Here is a 624-nt window from a genome sequence, read left to right as displayed (position 1 = left end):
GATGATTTGACAGCTAAATGACAGACGAAGTAGATGAATTTGTTGATTGATTTTAATTTGACTGCAAAAGCAGTCAAATAAGTTAGGCTCGCCTATTGACTGGTGGAAGGCTCATATGTGTTATACCTACGCTTTAACCATGCCACCCATTTTTATGATAATTAACATAACTGCTTTTAAGTTTGATTGCGATAACCTTCTGCACTATTCAAATGTATAAATTGAATAGGAATTATCAACAAACTGAGCGCTAAATGGAAAATGGTGAGCAATGAAGCTAATCCAACGCAGCATTAACGGTTTGATTGATATTAAGCTGGCAATCAGGTTATTTTTTAGTGTTAGTTCTAGTTTTAGAGATTAAGCCTTAAGCACACAACCAGCGTTGGCAGTTTGATACACCTTGTCGTCGCTTTCGCTCTAGATGTTCGCAATATTCCGTTAATGCAGGTAAAGACCATACTGCACCTTTGAATAATGAACCAAACTCAGTAGTGATTTGGTAATCCCCCCTAAAAATAGTAGATTTCAAAAGTAGAATTTTCTCGTAATATATACGCAGGGAGATTCTGCATGAAAACATCAAAATTTAGCGACAGCCAAATCCTAGCAATCCTTAAACAA

General features: G+C 36.2%; 1 pseudogene. It reads right to left on the bottom strand.

Annotation, left to right across the window (positions count from 1 at the left end):
- Positions 1-367: 367 nt before the first annotated feature.
- Positions 368-502 (bottom strand): annotated as a pseudogene (locus H5125_RS21775) (transposase); the annotation flags it as partial.
- Positions 503-624 lie beyond the last annotated feature (122 nt).

Origin of the sequence: Shewanella sp. SR44-4 (assembly GCF_014163715.1) — a bacterium.
Lineage (GTDB): Bacteria > Pseudomonadota > Gammaproteobacteria > Enterobacterales > Shewanellaceae > Shewanella.
The sequence above is the reverse complement of the archived record's forward strand: the minus strand, read 5'-3'. Positions and strand labels throughout refer to the sequence as shown.